22 protein-coding genes are annotated in these 19541 nt (G+C 49.6%); 12 read left to right on the top strand and 10 right to left on the bottom strand.

The window, feature by feature from the left end; translation table 11 throughout:
- Window positions 1-16: 16 nt before the first annotated feature.
- The 4 genes from A7090_RS11955 to A7090_RS11940 all read right to left on the bottom strand — a co-directional run bounded on the left by A7090_RS11955 (window position 17) and on the right by A7090_RS11940 (window position 4546).
- A complete protein-coding gene (locus A7090_RS11955) occupies window positions 17-586 on the bottom strand; it encodes a CfaE/CblD family pilus tip adhesin (protein ID WP_105274188.1) in 570 nt (189 codons plus the stop codon).
- Entirely contained in the window at window positions 583-3267 is a 2685-nt protein-coding gene (locus A7090_RS11950; RefSeq protein WP_105274187.1) for a TcfC E-set like domain-containing protein, read from the bottom strand. The genes A7090_RS11955 and A7090_RS11950 overlap by 4 nt, the downstream gene beginning before the upstream one ends.
- A 90-nt stretch (window positions 3268-3357) precedes the next feature.
- Window positions 3358-3858, bottom strand: a complete 501-nt coding sequence (locus tag A7090_RS11945; RefSeq protein ID WP_105274186.1) for a CS1 type fimbrial major subunit — start codon at window positions 3856-3858, stop codon at window positions 3358-3360.
- A 31-nt stretch (window positions 3859-3889) separates the two neighbouring features.
- A complete protein-coding gene (locus A7090_RS11940) occupies window positions 3890-4546 on the bottom strand; it encodes a fimbria/pilus periplasmic chaperone (protein WP_157941462.1) in 657 nt (218 codons plus the stop codon).
- A 347-nt stretch (window positions 4547-4893) separates the two neighbouring features.
- Between A7090_RS11940 and exuR the strand changes: the two genes are divergently transcribed.
- The 10 genes from exuR (at window position 4894) to yqjG (ending at window position 10254) form a co-directional block, all read left to right on the top strand.
- The gene (gene exuR, locus A7090_RS11935) at window positions 4894-5670 is read left to right on the top strand and encodes a transcriptional regulator ExuR (protein ID WP_105274185.1); all 777 of its coding nucleotides are present in this window, start codon (window positions 4894-4896) and stop codon (window positions 5668-5670) included.
- A gap of 239 nt (window positions 5671-5909) precedes the next feature.
- Window positions 5910-5993: a protein YqiM gene (gene yqiM, locus A7090_RS26560; protein WP_240246284.1), complete on the top strand. Its 84-nt coding sequence runs from the start codon at window positions 5910-5912 to the stop codon at window positions 5991-5993.
- A gap of 21 nt (window positions 5994-6014) precedes the next feature.
- Entirely contained in the window at window positions 6015-6677 is a 663-nt protein-coding gene (gene yqjA, locus A7090_RS11930; protein ID WP_000422145.1) for a DedA family general envelope maintenance protein YqjA, read from the top strand.
- Between the two features lie 3 nt (window positions 6678-6680).
- The gene (mzrA, locus tag A7090_RS11925) at window positions 6681-7064 is read left to right on the top strand and encodes an EnvZ/OmpR regulon moderator MzrA (protein WP_105274184.1); all 384 of its coding nucleotides are present in this window, start codon (window positions 6681-6683) and stop codon (window positions 7062-7064) included.
- 146 nt (window positions 7065-7210) lie between these two features.
- Window positions 7211-7579, top strand: coding sequence for a DUF1090 family protein YqjC (gene yqjC, locus A7090_RS11920; protein WP_105274183.1), 369 nt, complete (start codon window positions 7211-7213; stop codon window positions 7577-7579).
- 37 nt (window positions 7580-7616) lie between these two features.
- A complete protein-coding gene (locus A7090_RS11915; protein WP_105274182.1) occupies window positions 7617-7922 on the top strand; it encodes a DUF883 family protein in 306 nt (101 codons plus the stop codon).
- A 2-nt stretch (window positions 7923-7924) separates the two neighbouring features.
- On the top strand, window positions 7925-8329 hold the full coding sequence (locus A7090_RS11910; RefSeq protein ID WP_105274181.1) for a phage holin family protein: 405 nt from the start codon (window positions 7925-7927) through the stop codon (window positions 8327-8329).
- Window positions 8319-8618, top strand: a complete 300-nt coding sequence (locus A7090_RS11905; RefSeq protein WP_105274180.1) for a YqjK-like family protein — start codon at window positions 8319-8321, stop codon at window positions 8616-8618. The genes A7090_RS11910 and A7090_RS11905 overlap by 11 nt, the downstream gene beginning before the upstream one ends.
- A 186-nt stretch (window positions 8619-8804) precedes the next feature.
- Window positions 8805-9197, top strand: a complete 393-nt coding sequence (locus tag A7090_RS11900; protein WP_198599582.1) for a DoxX family protein — start codon at window positions 8805-8807, stop codon at window positions 9195-9197.
- Between the two features lie 70 nt (window positions 9198-9267).
- Window positions 9268-10254 (top strand): glutathionyl-hydroquinone reductase YqjG, encoded by a 987-nt coding sequence (gene yqjG, locus A7090_RS11895; RefSeq protein WP_105274178.1) that lies wholly within the window; start codon window positions 9268-9270, stop codon window positions 10252-10254.
- 160 nt (window positions 10255-10414) lie between these two features.
- On the opposite strand, the gene yhaJ is transcribed toward yqjG, so the two are convergent.
- Window positions 10415-11311 (bottom strand): DNA-binding transcriptional regulator YhaJ, encoded by an 897-nt coding sequence (gene yhaJ, locus A7090_RS11890; RefSeq protein WP_105274177.1) that lies wholly within the window; start codon window positions 11309-11311, stop codon window positions 10415-10417.
- Window positions 11312-11415: 104 nt separating this feature from the next.
- On the opposite strand from yhaJ, the gene A7090_RS11885 reads away from it, so the two are divergent.
- Together A7090_RS11885 and yhaL are read left to right on the top strand one after the other, a co-directional pair.
- Window positions 11416-12117, top strand: coding sequence for a pirin family protein (locus tag A7090_RS11885; protein WP_105274176.1), 702 nt, complete (start codon window positions 11416-11418; stop codon window positions 12115-12117).
- Window positions 12118-12139: 22 nt separating this feature from the next.
- Complete coding sequence (yhaL, locus tag A7090_RS11880; RefSeq protein WP_105274175.1) at window positions 12140-12304, top strand: protein YhaL; 165 nt, start codon at window positions 12140-12142, stop codon at window positions 12302-12304.
- Window positions 12305-12435: 131 nt separating this feature from the next.
- Here yhaL and cyuA read toward each other — a convergent pair whose 3' ends face one another.
- The 5 genes from cyuA to tdcE form a co-directional block, all read right to left on the bottom strand.
- Window positions 12436-13746 carry a cysteine desulfidase gene (gene cyuA / locus A7090_RS11875; protein ID WP_105274174.1) on the bottom strand — a complete coding sequence of 437 codons (1311 nt, stop codon included), beginning with the start codon at window positions 13744-13746 and terminating at the stop codon, window positions 12436-12438.
- A 27-nt stretch (window positions 13747-13773) separates the two neighbouring features.
- On the bottom strand, window positions 13774-15105 hold the full coding sequence (locus tag A7090_RS11870; RefSeq protein ID WP_000401605.1) for an amino acid permease: 1332 nt from the start codon (window positions 15103-15105) through the stop codon (window positions 13774-13776).
- Window positions 15106-15378: 273 nt separating this feature from the next.
- Window positions 15379-16743: an L-serine ammonia-lyase gene (gene tdcG, locus A7090_RS11860; RefSeq protein ID WP_105274173.1), complete on the bottom strand. Its 1365-nt coding sequence runs from the start codon at window positions 16741-16743 to the stop codon at window positions 15379-15381.
- A gap of 71 nt (window positions 16744-16814) precedes the next feature.
- Window positions 16815-17204, bottom strand: a complete 390-nt coding sequence (locus A7090_RS11855; RefSeq protein ID WP_000719988.1) for an enamine/imine deaminase — start codon at window positions 17202-17204, stop codon at window positions 16815-16817.
- 13 nt (window positions 17205-17217) lie between these two features.
- Window positions 17218-19512, bottom strand: a complete 2295-nt coding sequence (gene tdcE, locus A7090_RS11850; RefSeq protein WP_105274172.1) for a 2-ketobutyrate formate-lyase/pyruvate formate-lyase — start codon at window positions 19510-19512, stop codon at window positions 17218-17220.
- Window positions 19513-19541 lie beyond the last annotated feature (29 nt).

Raw genomic sequence — 19541 nt, 5'->3', positions numbered from 1 at the left:
TACGCAGTTACCGCGCTTATATCCCCGCCCGATTGGGCGAGGTCTTACGCGCAAATTGATAATGCTGAGCGGGACGAGCTACATCCAATTTCACCTGACCTTTCCAGACGCCGCCAATCGGTAGCTTCTTCATCTCGGATTGCTCAAGATAGAGGGTAAGTAGTTTTTGGTCCCCAGCATGTCCATTCTTAGCTTCATCAAGACATTCCCACCCTGTACCATTATTTATAGGCACCTGTCTGTCGTATCCGGCACATGAAGTACTGGGAGAGTTCGTCACGATAACATCCTGGAACCCTTTAAGCTTCACTGGCCAGCGCATTCCACTGCGTTGTTCTGTCAAATAGATTTGTACTAGCGATTTTGTCCCTTCTGATGTTGTGCATGTTTGCTGTTCATCTGGATAATCGCATTTGTAATACATAAAGGGGTTTGTCCCGGGAGGTACTTCTCTGTTCCAGAGATAATAGTCTGCTCTGCCCATAGCCAGATCGTATGTGATTTCTGCGGTCACGGTCGGCGAGGCTTGTACCACCGAAATTGAGGCGAACAAACAAAAAATACCCGCAATAAATCGATTCCTCATGGTGCAATCTCCCTTTTCACCGTCTGTACACTTTCGCGTAATTTAGGTTGTTTCAGTTGCGCCTGAACCTGAATTGATTCCGGTAGTTCGGCGTAACTGACAACCGAACAAGTCACATCACCGCTATAGCGAATACTGGCGCGTTTCTTTAAGACACTGAGCGGACATTTAAGGAATTCATGCCCGGAAAGCAGATACAATTCTTTTTCCTGGCTGCTGATTTCGAGGGTAAACCCACCGTCTTCAGCCACCAGCAACATTGCGCTATTCAGACCGACTAGCGGGAATTTCGCCATCGATGCGGGTAATAATAAGCGACCAATATAGTTGTAATTAAAGCTGGCAGAGACTTCGCGATAGCGCAGCTTGCCGGGCAACAACATTAATTCACGATTACCCGCACCATTAATGATGTTAGTTGTTCCTTGCTGATTCCCCTGACTACTGTCGTTAACTTCAACAAAACCGGATTGAAATCCAGGATAGGGGAACAACACGCTGTCGCTTTGACCAAGTTGCAGCGTTCTGCTGCCTGCCACCCGCGCTTCAAGTTGCAGCTCCTGATCCCGCTCATCCTGTTCAGAGAAGCCTTTCACATCCACCAATACCGCGCCCAGCAAATCATCTGAGCCGCTGGCCCCCAAATTGATGCCATAGCGGCTCACCGCCAGCGTGGAGCTGTATGTCCCGGTGAAGGCCGAAAGATGATCATGATTCTGGCGATCATAACTGTCTGAGACAGTAGCGTAGACATTTCCATATTGACCATCCCAACGCCCGTTAACCGCGCTATTTATGGTATCGGTGTTCAAACCGCCGACGGTCATGCCAAGCTCTTTATGGCTGAATGAATCGTTATAAAAGGTATGCGATAACTGCCATGACGTTTGATCGCCATCCTGATCGCTATAACGATAGTCAGTAGAAACATTGGTTGAATGGCTGTTGTTATTACTGTCCATCGTTGGCGTGTCAGATAACGAAAACGATAAGTACAACCCATTGTCATTGTTATCACCACCGTTGTCGTTACGATGGAAGACACCGATTGAAGTACTCAAAATCCAGTCACGCATCACAAAAGCGCGGGAAGCACTCAGTTGAATGGTTTCGGAGATACTTTGTGCTGTAGTCTGGCGAAGATAGTTATCTTCAAAGTTCTGCTGTTCGTCCCAGCGCAGATTGTCATCAGTGTTATTCTGCGTGCGGGAATAACCCAGCATCATATTCCAGCCGATAAGATTCTGTGAAACCGTCGCGGAAATACTTTCATAACAGCTTAAGACGTTGTAGTTATCTCTGCCGTCAGTTGTGCAAGTATCACCGTCAGAATTGGTACGATAAAAACCCAGCGTCGGCCATCCTGGATTACTCCAGTTAACTTGCTGCATATCACCTTTGCCGCCATCATCATTACGAAACACACTGGCGCTAATGGCAAGATTACCCACCTTGCCTAAATCCGTTGTCCAGTCATTGCCTAACTCGAAAGCATTCACACCATCGGCATTCGCCAGCCCTGCGTAGAGCTCATATTGCGGATGTAATGGCAGGCGCACCCCCAACTGATAGGCCGAGCTTTCGTCATCAGAAACCTGTGATGTGGTTTTCCCTGCTTGTAAAAACCACTGCGCATTGCCGTCCGTCAGGCCACCTGTTTTGGTGAACGGCACAAGCTCGGTACGAACAAGCTGGTTATTTTCATAAACTTTTAACGTCACGCTGTAGCTGCCTGGTGGAAAATTACTGCTATCAATAAATTGCGAACCACTATTGAGATAAAAAGATCCCAACAGTTGTTCATTGCGATAAGCATCCACACGAGAATTGCGCGAAAGCAAAACCATTACCGGCGTCCCTTGCTGGCTTTGCGCCTGGTTTAAATAACTGAGTGTCGAGCCGATACGCATTCCATCGATTGCACCGAGTGGCAGAAAATTAAAAGTAAAGTTTCCACCTTGCGCATTAAATAATGTGCGACTGTCCATCCGACCCGCCTGCACATAATAACGATGCAAAAAATCATAGCGGTAATAGAGATCGCTGACATCAGCATTGTTGTCGCTGACATCATCTGCATCATAACCGTTGAAATTCCAGTGTGCGCCAATATAGCTATTTTCTGTTATTCCTAACGCACCATTACCCTGAACAGACAACGATTGATAATCATCCTGTACCAGCACATTGATATCTTGCTGATGTACAAAAGCGTTAACAGTATTTTTGTCTGGATTTAAATACAATGATTTTGTGTCAAACGCAGAGCTCCATTGCGGATTAAGAAATAGCGTTGCTGAACTTTCTTCATCATTGTAGATAACTTCTACCGTCTCAGTATTAAGAAAACCACATCCCGAGTCAGTATGTAAAAAACCACAAGCCAGCTCGCCGTGGCGGGCTAACGGTTGCGATAGTTTTTCTTTCACCGTATGAGCGATTTTTTGATCGTCAGTGTTCAATTCCAGCTTGTTGTATAAACTTGATGAATCAAGAAAGGTCACGGTATCAAGATTAACCATAGCATAATATTTACCGAGACTTTTTCCTGCAAAATAAACCTCGATATACTCCTGCTGTCCCTGAGCAATAACCTCAAAACCAGCGGGAATTTTTGTTAATGTTGCCTTTGCCGGGCTGAGACTCGCCAGGATCAAAAGAGCCAGTAATTTTTTATCCATGGCAACCCTGAAATCCATAACAAATACTAAAACAGTTAAAATAAGGGAGGACTAGCCCCCCTTTGTTACGCGTTAATTCTGTTATCCGGATTAGATATCCTGGGACAGATAAATGCTGACTACGCCACGGTAGATACCTGTTTCCAGAACACCTTTGGTGGTTTGAGCAAACATCAGGTTTTTAGCCAGAGAACCGTTAGTTAACGCATCAGAAGCAAAGATTTTTGTTGCGGTAAACGTGGTTGCCGCATCAGCTTTAATCTCTTCACCGCCCCAGGTTACGGTCAGCGGAACAACTTTAGTAGCGTCCAGGCTTTGAACCAGTTGTGCAGGAGAAACTAACTGCATTTTCACGTCTTTGGTTGTGTCATTTGACCAGATTTTGGTCATTAACTGGTAAGATTGCAGACCCTGACCCGGTAGATATTGCATCTCTACTGCTTTCGGCAGTGCTGTGTTATCGGTTTGGGTCATATCCAGAGCGGCATCAACGTTAGCCGTAACAGTAATATCTTTTTGTACTGCTAACGCAGAACCTGCAACAGAAAACATAGCTGCTACCAGAAGAGATTTTGCAAATACCTTTTTCATTACTATTCCTTTGAATGTATTACAGATAATATCAATGGATCGCCAGTTCAAACTCACCGTTATCTTTAGTGATCCAGTTGTTATATTTGACTACGATTTTATCGTCGCCAGATATGCTTTCTAACATCCTGACTTGTCCAGGGAAGATGTTTTTATTTACGGTCTGCGTTCTACACTTCACAGAACCATTATTTTTACAATAGTCAATTGTCAATATTTTCAAACGTTGATTGCCATTGTTAATTAAATTTTTATCGGCACTGATGTCCAATTTTGCCACAGGCTGCTGAGGTGGCACGCTGACAACAATGCCCCAAATTAAGTTAACCGTTAATTGCATAGCGAGATCTTTTTTATTCGTCGTTGCATCATCTATGCTAGGTACTGCTTCAAATTTAACCCGATAGTTTTTTTCTTTTTGCTCAGGTTCCATCGCTACAAAACGTACGGTTTTGCTGCTTCCACCAGGTAAAGCAAATTTTGGTGGCATTACAACAAGCTGGTTCGCATCGCCAGATATTACTTCAATTTCTTTTTCTTGTGGTGTTGACGGATTGTCGATACGGAATACCGTCGCTTTAATATATTGGACTTCATTCGTCTTCGATATGACACGGACACTCCCTTCCCCCTGACTGTTTATGGATACAGCCATTGGGTATACCGTCATATTTGCTTGTCCTGGCATGGAACAGAAAAAAAGAATACTAGCCAGAAAAAATGGAACTCTTATGCATCTCACAATGATATTTTCTTTTACGAAAGTTACCGAATGCGTGCATTAAATTCATTGAGAGGGAGAATGTCAAAACAATAATTCATTGATTAAGTAAATTTTATTTATCAAAACAACATCTAACTTACTGAAATATAGGGTTTGCCACAAGATTACCTACTGAAAATTAGGAATTCATAAAGATACAGAATATACATATATATTGAGTTTATATAATTATTACAAATGAAATCACATTGGCATGCCCATGTACAAAGTGGTATGATAACTTCGTCCGCATTCCACTCCGGGAGACGCATATGGAAATCACTGAGCCACGCCGTTTGTATCAACAACTTGCCGCTGACCTGAAAGAGCGCATCGAACAGGGCGTCTATCTGGTGGGTGATAAACTGCCTGCCGAACGCTTTATTGCCGATGAAAAAAACGTCAGCCGCACCGTGGTTCGTGAAGCCATCATTATGCTTGAAGTCGAGGGTTATGTAGAAGTGCGCAAAGGCTCGGGCATTCATGTGGTTTCCAACCAGCCGCGCCATCAGCAGTCGGCTGACCATGATATGGAGTTTGCCAATTACGGTCCATTTGAGCTGCTCCAGGCACGTCAGCTCATCGAAAGTAATATTGCCGAATTCGCTGCGACCCAGGTGACAAAACAGGACATCATGAAGCTGATGGCTATCCAGGAGCAGGCACGCGGCGAACAGTGTTTCCGTGACTCCGAGTGGGATTTACAATTCCATATTCAGGTCGCCCTGGCGACGCAGAACTCGGCCCTGGCAGCCATCGTTGAAAAAATGTGGACCCAGCGTAGCCATAACCCGTACTGGAAAAAACTGCACGAACACATTGATTCCCGTACCGTCGATAACTGGTGTGATGACCACGATCAAATCCTCAAGGCGCTGATCCGCAAAGATCCTCATGCAGCCAAACTGGCGATGTGGCAGCATCTGGAAAACACCAAGATCATGTTATTTAACGAAACCAGCGACGATTTCGAGTTCAATGCCGACCGCTATCTGTTCGCCGAAAACCCGGTAGTGCATCTCGATACGGCCACCAGTGGCAGCAAATGAAACGCCCATCCGGCAGGCGCTGCAATGCGCCTGTTTGCTTCGTCGGTAAGCGAAAAGTATAAAATGTCAGCCTGTGTAAATCCTCTCGCTACCCTCCCCGGCATTCAGCAAAATCAGACACCACGGACATGTAATTTTGATAACGAATAACGTTGACCTTTGTTACAATTAGATCCAATTTGAATTTATGCTTTTGAATGTTTTCTTATCTCACGATTTTACAGGGAATAGTTCAGGCTGTGTTGATGTATCAAACCCGCAGAACATACCAAAACAGCAATAACATTGCGGTAGTGCATTTTTTAAAACCAGCGTGGCGTTAACCGACTCACCAGGAATAATGAATGGAACTTTTGACCCAATTGCTGCAAGCCCTGTGGGCGCAGGATTTTGAAACTCTGGCCAATCCCTCGATGATTGGCATATTGTATTTTGTCTTGTTTGTAATTTTGTTCCTTGAAAACGGCTTGCTTCCGGCAGCCTTTTTACCGGGCGACAGTTTGCTGGTATTGGTCGGCGTATTGATTGCAAAAGGCGCGATGGGCTATCCGCAAACGATTCTGCTGCTGACCGTTGCTGCCAGCCTCGGCTGCTGGGTCAGCTATATTCAGGGGCGATGGCTGGGCAATACCCGCACCGTACAAAACTGGCTATCTCATTTACCCGCGCATTATCATCAACGCGCACACCATCTTTTTCATAAGCACGGTTTATCGGCGCTGCTAATTGGTCGCTTTATTGCGTTTGTCAGAACACTGCTGCCGACGATTGCCGGGTTATCAGGGCTGAATAACGCACGCTTTCAGTTCTTCAACTGGATGAGCGGTCTGCTGTGGGTATTGATCCTGACAACTCTGGGTTACATGCTCGGCAAAACGCCGGTATTTTTAAAGTATGAGGACCAGCTGATGTCATGCCTGATGCTGCTCCCGGTGGTGCTGCTGGTGTTTGGCCTGGCAGGTTCTCTGGTCGTGTTATGGAAAAAGAAATATGGAAATCGGGGGTAAGGGATGCAAATACCTCGCATGTTGCTTCGCCAGTTAGCCTGGTCCGGCGCTGTTTTACTTCTGGTCGGCACACTGTTGCTGGCCTGGTCTGCGGTTCGCCAGCAAGAGTCTACGCTGGCGATTCGTGCCATTCATCAAGGCACAACGATGCCAGACGGTTTTTCAATCTGGCATCACCTTGATGCTCACGGCATACCTTTCAAAAGTATCACCCCAAAAAATGACACTCTGTTAATTACGTTTGACTCCAGCGACCAGAGTGCCGCCGCAAAAGCGGTCCTCGACAGAACATTACCCCATGGCTACATCATTGCACAGCAGGACAATCATAGTCAGGCCATGCAGTGGCTGACCCGGCTACGGGATAACTCTCATCGCTTCGGATAACTTCCTGTTATCCGAAACATATCACTGACTTTGGTGATTTCACCGTAACTGTCTATGATTAATGAGGCGGCGGTTAACACCACCGCTTCGTTGTCTGGACAATCGTTCCTTTGTAATAGGTCCGAATCACAATGGAAGGTTCAAGAATGAAATACCGCATCGCTTTAGCTGCTTCTCTTTTTGCTCTTAGTGCCGGTAGTTATGCCACTACCCTGTGTCAGGAAAAGGAGCAAAATATCCTTAAGGAGATCAGCTATGCCGAAAAACACCAAAACCAGAATCGTATTGACGGTCTGAATAAAGCCCTGAGTGAAGTCCGAGCCAACTGTTCAGATAGCCAGCTGCGTGCCGATCATCAGAAGAAAATCGCAAAGCAGAAAGATGAGGTAGCGGAACGCCAGCAAGATTTAACCGAGGCTAAGCAAAAAGGCGATGCGGATAAGATTGCCAAACGCGAGCGAAAACTGGCAGAAGCGCAGGAAGAGCTGAAAAAGCTGGAAGCGCGCGACTACTAACTCACAAGAGTCACTACTTACTCACCTGGAGAAAACTATGTCGAAAGAACACACTACGGAACATCTGCGTGCTGAGTTGAAATCCCTTTCCGATACGCTGGAAGAGGTGCTTAGCTCATCTGGCGAGAAGTCGAAAGAAGAGTTGAGTAAGATTCGTAGCAAAGCGGAGCAGGCGCTGAAACAGAGCCGTTATCACCTGGGTGAAACTGGTGATGCCATTGCCAAACAAACCCGCGTTGCGGCAGCGCGTGCCGATGAGTATGTGCGCGAAAATCCGTGGACGGGCGTGGGCATTGGCGCTGCAATCGGTGTAGTGCTCGGCGTTCTGCTGTCTCGTCGTTAATTATGGCAGACACTCATCACGCGCAAGGGCCCGGTAAAAGCATTCTGGGCATCGGGCAGCGAATTGTCACCATCATGGTCGAAATGGTGGAGACACGTCTGCGGCTGGCGGTGGTGGAGCTGGAAGAGGAAAAAGCGAATCTCTTTCAACTTTTACTGATGCTGGGCCTGACGATGCTTTTCGCTGCATTTGGTCTTATGAGCCTGATGGTGCTGATTATCTGGGCGGTTGATCCGCAATATCGCCTGAATGCGATGATTGCCACCACCGTGGTGTTGCTGCTACTGGCACTGATTGGCGGTATCTGGACGCTACGTAAATCGCGTAAATCCACCTTGCTGCGCCATACACGCCATGAGTTAGCCAACGATCGGCAGCTGCTCAAGGAGGAGTCCCGTGAGCAGTAAAGTCGAACGTGAACGACGTAAAGCGCGACTGCTTAGTCAGATCCAGCAACAACGGCTGGATCTTTCTGCCAGCCGTCGTGAATGGCTGGAGGCAACAGGCGCTTACGATCGTCGCTGGAATACGCTGCTAAGTCTGCGCTCCTGGGCGTTGGTTGGCAGTAGCGTGATGGCTATATGGACGATTCGCCATCCCAATATGCTGGTCCGCTGGGCCAGACGCGGTTTTGGTGTATGGAGCGCCTGGCGTCTGGTTAAAACGACCCTCAAGCAGCAACAACTTCGCAGTTAACGACCTCTCTGGCCGGAGCCATTCCGGCCTTATCCCTCAAAATTTTTGAAAAATTTTGACAATTTTCCTTGCTAACAATCATCATACACCACGTTTATGATTCTCTCCATCGACAGCAACGACGCTAATACCGCGCCCTTGCACAAAAAAACAATCAGCAGCCTGAGTGGCGCAGTGGAGAGTATGATGAAAAAATTAGAAGATGTTGGTGTACTGGTAGCGCGCATTTTAATGCCAATTCTGTTTATTAGCGCTGGCTGGGGAAAAATTACTGGCTACGCCGGTACTCAACAATATATGGAAGCGATGGGTGTCCCTGGCTTTATGCTGCCGCTGGTGATTCTGCTTGAGTTCGGTGGTGGTCTGGCAATCCTGTTCGGTTTCCTGACACGTACCACGGCGTTGTTTACCGCTGGTTTTACATTGTTGACAGCATTTTTATTTCACAGCAACTTTGCTGAAGGCATCAACTCGCTGATGTTCATGAAAAACCTGACTATTTCTGGTGGATTCCTCCTGCTGGCGATTACCGGTCCAGGCGCGTATAGCATCGACCGCCTGCTGAATAAAAAGTGGTAAGCACGCGCTATACTTAATGACAAAAAACGAGGTGAATACTCCTCGTTTTTTGCTATTGGAGGAGAGAAAAATGGGTCAACTGATTGACGGCGTCTGGCATGATACCTGGTACGACACCAAATCCACCGACGGTAAATTTCAACGTTCAGCGTCCGCATTTCGTAACTGGCTCACTGCCGATGGCGCGCCAGGCCCCACTGGCAAAGCCGGTTTTGCCGCAGAAAAAGATCGCTATCATCTCTATGTTTCACTCGCCTGCCCGTGGGCGCACCGCACGCTGATCATGCGTAAACTCAAAGGACTGGAACCGTTTATTTCCGTTTCCGTGGTGAACCCACTGATGCTGGAAAACGGCTGGACCTTTGATGACCGTTTTCCGGGAGCAACCGGCGATACGCTCTATCAGCATGAATTTCTGTATCAGCTTTATCTCCACGCTGATCCACACTACAGCGGGCGAGTCACTGTTCCCGTGCTGTGGGACAAAAAGAACCACACCATCGTCAGCAACGAATCAGCGGAAATCATCCGCATGTTCAATACCGCGTTTGATGCGCTGGGCGCGAAAGCCGGTGATTACTACCCACCAGCCCTGCAAACGAAAATTGACGAACTCAATGGCTGGATTTATGACACAGTTAACAATGGCGTGTATAAAGCCGGTTTTGCCACCAGCCAGGAAGCTTACGACGAGGCGGTGGTGAAAGTGTTTGAATCGCTGGCACGACTGGAGCAGATCTTAGGTCAGCATCGTTATCTAACCGGTAACCAGCTTACCGAAGCCGATATTCGCCTGTGGACCACGCTGGTGCGTTTTGATCCAGTGTATGTGACCCACTTCAAGTGTGATAAGCACCGCATCAGCGATTACCTGAATCTGTATGGCTTCCTGCGTGATATCTACCAGATGCCAGGAATTGCCGAAACTGTCAATTTCGATCACATCCGAAATCACTACTTCCGTAGCCATAAGACCATCAATCCTACGGGGATTATTTCAATTGGTCCGTGGCAGGATCTCGATGAACCGCACGGACGAGATGTTCGCTTCGGTTAGTAAAAGGCGCTTTACGAGATGCGTCTGATTATTAGCTAAGTGCGTGTTGTTCATGTCGGATGCGGCGTGAGCGCCTTATCCAACCTACAAACGCTTTGGGCCAGCCCCAAAACGGGCACAGGAATAATAATTAAGCACCTTGTAAAAGGTGCTTAATCAATTATTTTCCGCTAAAAAGTTTGGGAATTTCCCGCAGACACCAGGATTTCGCTTCCCCCATACTGTCGCGACGCCAGGCCATAATGATATCGATCTCGCTGGTTGATTCCGGGCTGACAACACGCAACCGCCCTTGCGCAATATCTTTTTCGACCATCGGATACGGCATTGTTGCAACACCAAGCCCCGCCAGTAACGCCTGACGTTTATCTTCAATCGTGCTCACCGTTAAGCGCGGCTGTTTGTCCAGCAGCTGTACGGTCAATACCGGGCGCTCACGCGCGGTATCTGCCACCGCAATTCCACGATATTTCACGCGCGTCACTTCAGATAACGGTTCAGGCTCCTGATGAATCGGGTGATCCGGCGCGGCAACGTAGACGTTCATTAAGGTATAGAGCTTGCGTGAGTTGATCTCCGACGAGGAACGAAAATGCATATCCGGCGCGATAACAATATCTGCCCGCCCCTGCTCCAGCCGTTCCCACGCCCCCGCCAGCACTTCGGTGATGATTGCCAGTTGGGTATTGGCTTTTGCCGCCAGTTTGTCGATTAACGGGAAAAAGGCTGGTGTCGGTACCAGCGCCTCGGTCACAATGGTGAGATGCGTTTCCCAACCGCGCGCGAGAGCTTCCGCATCGGTAGTCAGTTTATCTGCGGCTTCCAGCAGAACGCGTCCTCGCTCCAGTAACATCCGCCCGACATTGGTAAATTTAGTGCGATGGCCCGAACGGTCAAATAGCACCACATCCAGCTCTTCTTCCAGTTTTTGCATGGTGTAGCTAAGTGCGGAAGGCACGCGTCCCAGTTCATCTGCCGCCGCCGCAAAACTGCCCCGGCGATCGATCGCATCCATAACCCGTAGTGCTTCCAGCGTTAATGCCCTTTCTTTGGCCATTTCGTTCTCATTCAGGAAATTTGAACATACCGGGCAGAATATCTGGCTAACAATGTCGCGTCCAGCCCCTTACCATAAAAGGAAGTAAAGAGAGGTCAAGAATTATGATTACTACCCGAACTGCCAGGCAATGTGGACAAGCAGACTACGGATGGTTGCAGGCCCGGTATACTTTTTCCTTTGGACACTACTTCGACCCGACATTGTTAGGCTATGCCTCCCTGCGCGTGCTTAACCAGGAAGAGCTGGCCCCAGGTGCCGCCTTTCAGCCGCGGACCTATCCCAAAGTCGATATTTTAAATGTGATTCTGGATGGAGAAGCTGAGTATCGCGACAGCGAAGGCAATCATGTTCAGGCCAGCGCCGGTGAAGCGTTGCTGCTTTCTACCCAGCCGGGTGTCAGCTATAGCGAACACAATATCCGCAAAGACAAACCGTTAACGCGAATGCAGCTATGGCTGGATGCCTGCCCGCAGCGAGAGAATCCGCTGATTCAAAAACAGGGGCTTAACATGGGCAAGCAGCAATTAATCGCCTCGCCAGATGGATCGATGGGAAGCCTGCAATTGCGCCAGCAAGTGTGGCTGCATCATATCGTGCTCGCTAAGGGCGAAAGTGCGAACGTCCAACTGCACGGCCCGCGCGCCTATTTACAATCGATTCACGGTCAATTTCATGCAATTACGAACCATGAAGAGAAAGCGGCACTGACCTGTGGTGATGGGGCATTTATTCGTGACGAGGCTAACATTACGCTGGTTGCTGATTCCCCACTGCGCGCTTTGCTGATAGATTTGCCTGTCTAGCTGTTTTTACAGGGAGATGATGATGAGTAAAAAATCGGCCAAAAAGCGTCAGCCAGTGAAGCCCGAGGTGGCGAAAGAACCTGCTCGCACCGCTAAAAATTTTGGCTATGAAGAGATGTTGAGCGAGCTGGAGGCCATCGTCGCGGATGCTGAAACGCGTTTAGCCGAGGATGAAGCTACCGCGTAAAGACAGGTGCCGGATGCGGCGTAAACGCCTTATCCGGCCTACCAAACACACAACATCAACAAATTGAGCACCCCGCAGGCCGGATAAGATGCACCAGCATCGCATCCGGCACGATACCCAAAACCTGGCGTTTATCTGGCCTTGCTCGCCATAATCTCGATAATCTGCCGATCCGTTTGCTGCATCGAATAGCTTGCCAGCGCACACAGGTTGGCAATCGACTGCTCAACATCATGCGCCACAATACCTTCATTGCCGGTCACGGCGGTATCATCCAGCGCCATTAACACCGCTTTCCACGCAGCCGAAGCACTGGTCGAAACCTTCATCGCGCAGCTGTTCGACGCACCATCGCAAATCATGCCGCTGACATCGCCGATCATACTGCTGATCGCCATCGAGATGGTTTCATAACGCCCATCTACCAGCCATGCCATCCCGGCGGCAGCCCCCATTGCTGCGGTTGTTGCGGCACACAGCGCAGACAAACGCGGTAACTGGTTATGGATGTAAATCGCGCTCAAATGCGAAAGCATCAGCGCACGCGCCAGTCGCTCATCATCTGCCCCGAAGTGTTCTGCGACCACCACCACAGGCATTGTTGCGGTGATCCCCTGATTGCCGGAACCGGAGTTACTCATTGCCGGAAGCGTAGCGCCGCCCATACGCGCATCGGATGCCGCGCTGGTACGAATCACAATGGATGAAGAGAGATCTTTCGCCAGCAAACCGCGTGCACACTGTTTCTCCAGCGTCGCGCCAATATGCAGCCCCCAGTGACCACTCAAACCTTCCTGCGATAACGCGCAATTTAACTTCGCGGAATCGAGAATAAAGCGGATCGCCGCAAACGGCACTTCATTGACGAATTGCAGGATCTCGGCCAGCGTCGTTCTGGAGAGCACCGCCAGCGGCGACTCTTGCTCGCCTGCTGTAACACTCTCCTGCTGGGTGAAAACCACGCCATTGTTCGTCTCGATATGCACAATGTTGGTATGCCCACCGACGATGGTGACACACGCCCACTTCTCACCGTTCCAGACTTTGGCGCGTGAGAAGAGGATTTCATCGCAAGGTTCCTGGATTTTAACCGAGACTTTCCCCGCCGCCAGCAGAGCTTTGGCATCGGCAATTGCCTGCGCCGTTGCGTCTTTCAGCACTTCCAGCCCGGCGTTGGCATTTCCACCTAACGCCCCCAGCGCCGCCGCAATCGGCAGCCCCACCATTCCCGTGCCGGGAACGGTCACGCCCAGACCGTTCTTCATCAGATTTGGCGAAACCCAGGCTTCTACACGTTCAACCGGACCTTCCAGTTCTGCCGCCGCAACCGCCGCCGCCAGCGCCAGTGAAATCGGTTCAGTACATCCCAGCGCCGGTTTTACTTCCTCCTGAACGGCGAGGATGTAACGCTGCCATAACGGATTTAAAGTCGAATCAAACATATTAAAAACCTTAAAATTTCAGGTAAATCAAGAAAATGCCAGGAACGGAGAAACACAAAGCAACAAACCAGTGACGATAATCAGGTACAGAGACATCCCTTTGTATTTGTGCAATGCAGGTACTTTGTAAACCAGCCACGCCGGGATCAGGCACCCTACCATGCCGAAAATCGGGCTACAGATAGAGGTGAAGCTCAACACCGGTGCGTTCAGTACGATGGCGCTCCAGGCCAGCAAAATGGCGAAAATCATGATGCCGCGCTGAACGAGATTTTCGTTAATCTTCTCGGCAGGCATCTTGCGACGCAGGATGTTCATTACGATCCCTTGCGTTGCTTCGCGAAAGCCTAAATAGACGCCAAAGAATGCAGTCATTACAGCAAAAATATTGAGAATGACGCTGACCACTTTCACCCACGCTGCGCCGTCACCGCTAATAAACTGTGCGGCAATCGCCAGTGCGGAAATATTCTGCTCGTAGGCTTTTACCGCTTCGTCATGTCCCATCGCCAGCGTGAACGACACGGCGTAGAAAAAGACGGTGACAAACAAAATGCCAAACGCGATATTCATTGCCCGCAATGCTTTATGCCGCGCCACTTCAATTGATTTTTCCCGTGAGCGATAAGAGATCACCATCGGGCTTAACGTCTGGATAAACAGAATCGACGTCAGGGTAAACGGCAGCGTAATAATGGCGTTTTTCACCAGCAGCCCCAGTGGCGGCAGCGAACCGACGTTATACAGATGCCACATTCCGACCATTGACACGCCCAGCGCCGCGACCACCAGCAGCTTGGTCAGCACCATGCCGGTCGAAATTTTGAATAACAGTTTCTCGCCGCGTGAGGAAATCGCCACCAGAATGCAAATCAGTACCAGACCATAAAAGGGACTGTCTGACAGCACTCCTTCCGTCACGCCGAAGGTATGCAGGTAGGAAGCACTATCGTTGGTGATGGCGGTGGAATAGACGAACATCCAGATCACCAGCATTACGAAATAAAGCGCCCCTAACAGGATGCCCCAGTTTTTACCTAAATAACCGCTAATGACGCTCGGGTAATCTTTACATTCTGGTGATTCTGCCAGCGTATTAATAAACAACCGCTGAAACAGATACATTGCCGGGTAACCAATCACCGATGAGAGCAAAAATACCCACAATCCCATCAAACCGACCTGCACCGGGAGAAAAACAATCCCCGCGCCAATCGCCATCCCGATACTCATAATCACCCAACCGGTGTCGGTACTGTCGAATTTGATTGCTTCTCGCCACTCACTCTCACTCATTCCAGCACGCCCCGCCGGGGTCGAAGCGTCTGCAATGACGCCTTTATTCGATGCTATTTCCATAATTTCTCGCTCAATATTTTGTAGGGCTTTTTATTTTTTTCTAGCCGCATCAAGGCGATATGCGGTCTACGTTTTTGCAGGCGAGTAATTAGAATAAAGAAATGATACGCGCAAGGTCAGAGAAAATCTTCACAATCAAGACTTTGAAATAACGGAGATGGATAAGAATTTTCTACTAAATTAACCACAAGAGAATATTCATTCTCTATTTGCGGCTGATCACAAAAAAAAGGTGCACATTTGTGCACCCAAAGATGAAAGCTGGCTGTAATGTCAGCCGCAGACCACTTTAATAGCCAGTCCTCCGCGTGATGTTTCGCGGTATTTATCATTCATATCTTTGCCGGTTTCATACATCGTCTCGATCACTTTATCGAGTGAAACACGCGGTGCCGAGGTGCGGCGCATCGCCATCCGCGCGGCGTTTACCGCTTTCACGGCATTAATGGCATTACGTTCAATACAGGGGATTTGTACCTGTCCGGCAACCGGATCGCAGGTCAGCCCAAGGTTATGCTCCATCGCGATTTCTGCCGCATTGCATACCTGCGCCGGACTGCCGCCCAGTAGTTCAGTTAACCCTGCCGCCGCCATTGAACAGGCCACCCCAATTTCCCCCTGACAGCCAACTTCCGCGCCAGAGATGGAGGCGTTCATTTTATACAGCGCGCCAATAGCCCCCGCAGCCAGAAAATAGCGGGCAATTGACCGCTCATTCACCGGGCGACGGAACTTATCATAATAAGCCAGCACTGCCGGAATAATGCCACACGCCCCATTGGTCGGTGCTGTTACTACGCGCCCGCCAGCGGCGTTTTCTTCACTCACCGCCAGCGCATACATGTTGATCCAGTCGATGACGTTCATCGGATCGTTAGAGATGTTATCGCTGGAAACCAGCTGACGACGCAGTGCCACAGCACGGCGCGGCACATTGAGCGGACCAGGCAGCACGCCTTCAGTGTTCATCCCGCGTTCAATGCCGTCGTGCATCACTTGCCAGATACGGGCAAAACCGGCGTCAATTTCCGCTTTGCTACGCAGCGCCAACTCGTTATGCATCATCAGGCCAGAAATAGACAGGCCGTTGTAATCACACATTTTCAGCAGTTCACCTGCTGAGTGGAAATCGTAAGGTACAGGGACTTCAACATCATGCGACAGGCCGAAGTGTTCTTCTTCGACAATAAACCCGCCGCCGACAGAGTAATAGGTTTTACTTAATAGCTCTTTCTGCCCATTCCAGGCTGTAATCCGCATCCCGTTCTCATGACGAGGCAACATTTCAGGATGGAAGATAATGTTCTTTGCTACAGGGAAATCAACAACATGCGCACCAGAAGCCACTGGCAACCGCCCGCTACGCGTTACTAACTCTATAAATGCAGGGATCTCATCAATAACAACATCCTGCGGACTGTTTCCTGCCAGTCCCATGATGATGGCGACATCCGTGGCATGGCCTTTGCCCGTCAGTGACAACGACCCGTACAGATCGACCACAATATGGCTCGGCGCGGTTAATAAGCCGCTACTTTCCAGCCGATCAATAAAACTTTTTCCGGCATTCATTGGCCCCACGGTATGCGAACTGGAGGGACCAATCCCAATTTTGAAAATATCGAATGCACTAATCATATCCATACCCTCGGATTGCCGTTCAGTGAAGTGGAGCGGAACGACCTTATGGCCGTCCCGCTCACGAGGCTTTACGCACTACGCACAGCGATGGCTTCAATTTCCAGCTTCACATCTTTCGGCAAACGCGCGACCTGCACGCAGCTACGGGTCGGGTAGGTCGCCTGATGCTCATCGAAGAACTGCTTATAGACTTCATTGATGGTGGCAAAATCATTCAGATCGGTGATGAACACAGTCATCTTGATGATGTCGCCCACGTTCAGCCCGGCAGCAACCACGATCGCTTTGACGTTTTCGAGGCTTAAACGCGCCTGATCTTGCACATCAGCCGGGATCTCACCGGTCTGCGGGCAAACCGGAATTTGCCCGGAGGTGAAGACCATGCTGCCTAAATCCACGCCCTGAACATAAGGACCAATTGCGCCAGGGGCACGTTGCGTTTCGATAATCTTTTTCATACATCCTCCAGCGTCAGAGCGCCTGGGTAAAGGTACGTGAAATGACATCCTGTTGCTGTTCACGGGTCAGTGCGTTGAAGCGCACGGCATAGCCAGAGACACGGATTGTCAGGTTGGGATATTTTTCCGGGTGCTCGATGGCATCCAGCAGCATTTCCCGATTCATTACGTTGACGTTGAGGTGTTGACCGCCTTCGACATCCGCTTCGTGGTGGAAATACCCATCCAGCAGGCCGACAAGGTTGGTTTTACGTACGGGATCTTCTTTGCCGAGCGCCGCAGGCACGATCGAGAAGGTGTACGAGATACCATCTTTGGCGTAGGTGAACGGCAGTTTCGCCACCGACGTCAACGAGGCTACAGCACCTTTGCGGTCACGGCCATGCATCGGGTTAGCGCCCGGCGCGAACGGTGTTCCCGCGCGACGACCGTCCGGCGTATTACCGGTTTTCTGGCCGTACACCACGTTAGAAGTGATAGTCAGAATCGACTGGGTAGGGACGGCGTTGCGATAGGTTGGCAGCGCTTTAATTTTCTTCATAAAGCGTTCAACCAGGTCGCAGGCAATACTGTCTACGCGCTCGTCGTTGTTGCCATACTGCGGATATTCGCCGTCGATTTCGAAATCCACCGCCAGGCCGTTTTCGTCACGGATTGGTTTCACGCGGGCATATTTGATAGCGGATAAGGAGTCCGTCGCCACCGACAGGCCTGCAATGCCGCACGCCATGGTGCGATAGACATCACGATCGTGCAGCGCCATCAGCGAGGCTTCATAGCTGTACTTGTCGTGCATGTAGTGAATGATATTCAGTGCGCTGATGTACTGCACCGCCAGCCAGTCCATGAAGTGGTCGAGGCTGTCCATCACTTTATCGTAGTCCAGTACGTCGTCCATCAGCGGTGCCGTTTTCGGGCCGACCTGAATCTTCAGCTTCTCGTCCACCCCGCCGTTAATTGCGTACAGCAGCGTTTTCGCCAGGTTAGCGCGTGCACCAAAGAACTGCATTTGCTTACCAATCACCATTGGGCTAACACAGCAAGCAATCGCGTAATCGTCACTGTTGAAGTCAGTACGCATCAGATCGTCATTTTCATACTGCAAAGAGGAAGTGACGATGGAGACTTGTGCCGCATATTTTTTGAAGGCAATCGGTAATGCTTCCGACCACAGAATGGTCAGGTTAGGTTCCGGTGCAGGCCCCATAGTGTGCAGGGTGTGCAGATAACGGAAGGAGTTTTTAGTCACCAGCGTACGACCGTCCAGCCCCATCCCGCCGATCACTTCCGTCGCCCAGATAGGGTCACCGGAGAACAGCGAATCAAATTCCGGCGTACGCAGGAAGCGCACCATGCGGATCTTCATGATGAAGTGGTCGATCAGTTCCTGTGCCTGCTGCTCATTAAGTACGCCAGCTTTAAAGTCGCGCTCAATGTAGATATCGAGGAACGATGCCGTACGGCCCAGCGACATCGCGCCGCCATTTTGCGATTTCACTGCCGCCAGGTAAGCGAAGTAGAGCCACTGCACCGCTTCTTGTGCATTCTGCGCCGGACGAGAGATATCAAAGCCGTATTTCGCCGCCATTTCCTGAATCTGCAACAGCGCACGACGATGTTCTGCCAGCTCCTCACGCAGACGGATGGTGGCTTCGAGATCTTCGCCCTTTTCCAGACGAGACTGGAGATCGGCAAATTGCAGTTCGCGTTCACGTACCAGATAACGGATGCCGTACAGCGCCACGCGGCGATAGTCACCGATGATACGCCCACGACCATAACCGTCTGGCAAACCCGTCAGTACACCAGATTTACGGCAACGCAGCATATCCGGTGAGTACGTATCAAATACGCCCTGATTATGAGTTTTACGCAGATCGGTAAAGATGTACTCAAATTCGCTGTCCATTTCACGGCCATATGCGTGGAATGAACTTTTAATCATATTAATGCCACCGAACGGGTGTAGCGCACGTTTCAACGGCGCATCCGTTTGCAGGCCAACAATTTTTTCCAGCGGCTGATTAATATATCCCGCCTCATGAGCGGTAATGGTGGTAGCAATATTGGTATCGAAATCAATCGGCGCATGGGTTGCGTTTTCGATACGAATGCCTTCCATCACCTTTTCCCACAATTCCGTGGTGGCTGGCGTCGCTTCGGCGAGGAAAGATTCATCGCCTTCATAAGGTGTATAGTTATGTTGAATAAAATCGCGGACATTAATTTCGTTTTTCCAGTCCGTACCTTTAAAGCCAAGCCATGCGTCGGCGTACAGCTTATCGCTGGTATCAATATCTACCTTCATGAAAAATAATCTCTCTAAAATACTTCACT

The organism is Escherichia sp. MOD1-EC7003, assembly GCF_002965065.1.
Classification (GTDB): domain Bacteria; phylum Pseudomonadota; class Gammaproteobacteria; order Enterobacterales; family Enterobacteriaceae; genus Escherichia.
Note: the sequence above shows the minus strand (reverse complement) of the source record. Positions and strands in the feature narration are given on the sequence as shown.

Excerpts from the sequence above, each read along its gene's own strand:
- A7090_RS11900 (WP_198599582.1), top strand. The coding sequence starts at position 8,805 with ATGAAAAAATTAGAAGATGTTGGTGTACTGGTAGCGCGCATTTTAATG.
- yhaJ (WP_105274177.1), bottom strand. The coding sequence starts at position 11,311 with ATGGCCAAAGAAAGGGCATTAACGCTGGAAGCACTACGGGTTATGGAT.
- mzrA (WP_105274184.1), top strand. The coding sequence starts at position 6,681 with ATGCAAATACCTCGCATGTTGCTTCGCCAGTTAGCCTGGTCCGGCGCT.
- yqjC (WP_105274183.1), top strand. The coding sequence starts at position 7,211 with ATGAAATACCGCATCGCTTTAGCTGCTTCTCTTTTTGCTCTTAGTGCC.
- yqjA (WP_000422145.1), top strand. The coding sequence starts at position 6,015 with ATGGAACTTTTGACCCAATTGCTGCAAGCCCTGTGGGCGCAGGATTTT.
- A7090_RS11940 (WP_157941462.1), bottom strand. The coding sequence starts at position 4,546 with ATGCCAGGACAAGCAAATATGACGGTATACCCAATGGCTGTATCCATA.
- A7090_RS11870 (WP_000401605.1), bottom strand. The coding sequence starts at position 15,105 with ATGGAAATAGCATCGAATAAAGGCGTCATTGCAGACGCTTCGACCCCG.
- A7090_RS11955 (WP_105274188.1), bottom strand. The coding sequence starts at position 586 with ATGAGGAATCGATTTATTGCGGGTATTTTTTGTTTGTTCGCCTCAATT.
- A7090_RS11885 (WP_105274176.1), top strand. The coding sequence starts at position 11,416 with ATGATTACTACCCGAACTGCCAGGCAATGTGGACAAGCAGACTACGGA.
- A7090_RS11910 (WP_105274181.1), top strand. The coding sequence starts at position 7,925 with ATGGCAGACACTCATCACGCGCAAGGGCCCGGTAAAAGCATTCTGGGC.
- A7090_RS11945 (WP_105274186.1), bottom strand. The coding sequence starts at position 3,858 with ATGAAAAAGGTATTTGCAAAATCTCTTCTGGTAGCAGCTATGTTTTCT.
- yhaL (WP_105274175.1), top strand. The coding sequence starts at position 12,140 with ATGAGTAAAAAATCGGCCAAAAAGCGTCAGCCAGTGAAGCCCGAGGTG.
- tdcE (WP_105274172.1), bottom strand. The coding sequence starts at position 19,512 with ATGAAGGTAGATATTGATACCAGCGATAAGCTGTACGCCGACGCATGG.
- A7090_RS11855 (WP_000719988.1), bottom strand. The coding sequence starts at position 17,204 with ATGAAAAAGATTATCGAAACGCAACGTGCCCCTGGCGCAATTGGTCCT.
- A7090_RS11915 (WP_105274182.1), top strand. The coding sequence starts at position 7,617 with ATGTCGAAAGAACACACTACGGAACATCTGCGTGCTGAGTTGAAATCC.
- exuR (WP_105274185.1), top strand. The coding sequence starts at position 4,894 with ATGGAAATCACTGAGCCACGCCGTTTGTATCAACAACTTGCCGCTGAC.
- cyuA (WP_105274174.1), bottom strand. The coding sequence starts at position 13,746 with ATGTTTGATTCGACTTTAAATCCGTTATGGCAGCGTTACATCCTCGCC.
- tdcG (WP_105274173.1), bottom strand. The coding sequence starts at position 16,743 with ATGATTAGTGCATTCGATATTTTCAAAATTGGGATTGGTCCCTCCAGT.
- yqjG (WP_105274178.1), top strand. The coding sequence starts at position 9,268 with ATGGGTCAACTGATTGACGGCGTCTGGCATGATACCTGGTACGACACC.
- A7090_RS11950 (WP_105274187.1), bottom strand. The coding sequence starts at position 3,267 with ATGGATAAAAAATTACTGGCTCTTTTGATCCTGGCGAGTCTCAGCCCG.